The organism is Moorena sp. SIO3I6, assembly GCF_010672095.1.
This window is the reverse complement of sequence record NZ_JAAHHU010000850.1, coordinates 1-2,078: the sequence shown is the minus strand read 5'-3', so window position 1 is coordinate 2,078 and position 2,078 is coordinate 1. Positions and strand designations below refer to the sequence as shown.

The 2,078-nt window shown below is 41.8% G+C and carries 2 protein-coding genes; one reads left to right on the top strand and one right to left on the bottom strand.

Features of this window, described 5'->3' with window-relative positions; all coding sequences use genetic code 11:
• Positions 1-585 precede the first annotated feature (585 nt).
• Positions 586-951 carry a LapA family protein gene (locus tag F6K49_RS43545; protein WP_075899707.1) on the top strand — a complete coding sequence of 122 codons (366 nt, stop codon included), beginning with the start codon at positions 586-588 and terminating at the stop codon, positions 949-951.
• A gap of 348 nt (positions 952-1,299) precedes the next feature.
• Here F6K49_RS43545 and F6K49_RS43540 read toward each other — a convergent pair whose 3' ends face one another.
• Complete coding sequence (locus F6K49_RS43540) at positions 1,300-1,653, bottom strand: hypothetical protein (protein WP_293107954.1); 354 nt, start codon at positions 1,651-1,653, stop codon at positions 1,300-1,302.
• Between the last annotated feature and the right edge of the window lie 425 nt (positions 1,654-2,078).

The window sequence follows — 2,078 nt, the reverse complement described above, 5'->3', positions numbered from 1 at the left end:
CACCTTAAGGCAACAACTCGATGAGCTTGATAGTCCAACAAGAGTTGATCGACATGACCAATTTCTTCGGTGGTCTGACGCTCTAATACTAGACGATTGAGTAACTGGCTCTGCCTGATCGGTTTGGGTTGGATAAATAGTAAAGACATCTATTCATGTCTCCAATAGTTAAGAACTGGCGGTCGGAAAAAGACACAGAAGGCTCAGCAACGGTAAGCTATCAGGTAAGCCTATGCCCTACAGATGGTGCTACTTGAGGTGCCGTTAGCGGTCAGCAGTCAGCTATCAGCTTATGGGCTATGGGCAGGCTACTGTTTGCCCAGCGTGCGCGTAGCGCAATCGGTGCTTTTGAATAAGCGATGCAGCGCGGTCTTGGGGGTCCCCCCCATGAGCGACTGCATCAAGAAAACAGGTAAACATTATTCAATGCTCCGGTTCAAGGTTTATTTTAAACTGACGGCTGACCGCTGACCGCTGAATGCTAAATGCTTGTGTACTCCTCTGTGATTTTTTCCATCTAGATTTTAGCTTACAATAATTGAGTCAAGTCTGATCTAGGGGATTACCAAGGAGTGAGTTGAGACTATGCGCTTATTGTTTTTGATTTCAGGCTTCGTGATCGGCTTAGCTATAGCAGCTATTTTATTCGCCCTCCAAAATAAAGCAATTGTGGCGGTAAACTTTGGGGTTTGGACTGTAGAAGAACCTTTATCTCTAGTGATTCTTTTAACTCTTTCTATGGGCTGTTTAGCCGGTTTATTAATCTCCACACCTACTCTAATTAACCAAAGTCGTAAACTAGCTCGGCAACGGAAACGGATTAATGAATTAGAGCAGGATTATAATGAAACAATAGTAAATATTGATAATCAACGCAAAAGAATAGAGTATTTAGAAGATAGTTTAAAAAGTAAGATAGGTGCCTCATTAGCAGAATCTGAGCCGCAATAGCTGGAAAACTGTTGGTATTGAGCGGTCAGCCGTCAGCCGTCAGCCGTCAGCCGTCAACTAAAATAAACCCTGCGTATAGTGCGCCTATGGGCAATGGGCAATGGGCAAACGGTAGAATTTAATAGTTCGAGATTAATGAGAATTGAAAGTCAACATAAAAGTAGATCAGGATAAGTAAAATAGATTAAATGAATACTTACCTCTTTTTTTAAAAAGCTGATAGCTGATAGCACCTCAAGTAGCATCTCAAGTAGCGCTAATCGCTGATAGCTGATAGCTGATAGCTGATAGCTGATAGCTGATAGCTGATAGCTGATAGCTGATAGCTGATAGCTGATAGCTGATAGCTTACCTATTTGAACTACTGATCAAGGATTCAAACTCAGCTTTTAATGATTCAAAATCTGCCACCCTTGACACTAGTAAATTATCCTTACCAGCATCATTTAATCGTTGTTTCCAATAACTGATGATTTCTGGGTGATTCATCCAGAATTGAATCACACTGTCTACAGCTTGATCTATACCCCAATCTGCCTGGGAGGGAAGGGTTTCAGCTGATTCAATTAAAGCATCCAGGGTACAGTGATAAGTACCTAAGTATTTCAGCCGGGGTGGGACTTTTCTCTGACTCAACGTCTGTTGATGATTGAAAAAGTCTAGGACAGGAGATACTCCTAAGATTTCAAAGGTGTATTTCATAGGTTAAATACCTTCCTTTTTACCAGTTATCCTTTTCACCAGTTACCTCAACCTTTCCAGCCAAGGTGATCGAGATTAGTAGATTTTGATGAGTTTTGTGTTCTGTGTTCTGGATCAGAACTCTGACTGTTTACTAATCCTATAGAACTGCTATTCACTAAATACTAAAGGAATTGTTAAATTGGTTTTGTAGTAATTGTAACACAATGCTATAGGCTGTAACACAGGGAACAGGGAACAGGGAACAGGGAACAGGGAACAGGGAGTCGGGAATCGGGAATCGGGAATCGGGAAGAGTGAAAAAATCTTGTGTATCTGATTAGACTAGAAAGTGCTATAATTCCCTAATATCCTTATCTACCTATCTCCCCACCTCCCCATCTCCCTATCTCCCCACCTCCCTATCTCCCCATCACCGGATTACT